Genomic DNA, 243 nt, shown 5'->3' with positions numbered 1-243 from the left:
CGCAAATGCGCCGCAAGGTCTTGTCCATGGTCAGGCGCTCGACCAGCCCGACGGTGGTGGTGATGCCCAGCACCGCCTTCGCCACGAAAGCATTCGCCAGCCATGCACGTACATGCGGCGGTCGGCCGATGCCGTCCCAGGAATCGTCAGCGAATTCCTCGATACGCGCCCACTCCAGAACGTAGATAAGGCGCTCAAGTTTCGGCGTCAAGACGCCCACTTCTGCGCGCAGTTCCGGCAGCA

Annotated in this window: 1 pseudogene; it reads right to left on the bottom strand. The window is 63.0% G+C overall.

From position 1 onward, the window contains the following. Window positions 1-243: pseudogene (locus F1735_RS35230) on the bottom strand (IS5/IS1182 family transposase); the annotation flags it as partial.

This window comes from Massilia genomosp. 1 (genome assembly GCF_011682185.1).
GTDB classification, from domain to species: domain Bacteria; phylum Pseudomonadota; class Gammaproteobacteria; order Burkholderiales; family Burkholderiaceae_D; genus Telluria_A; species Telluria_A rubra.
This window is presented reverse-complemented; position numbering and strand designations above follow the sequence as displayed.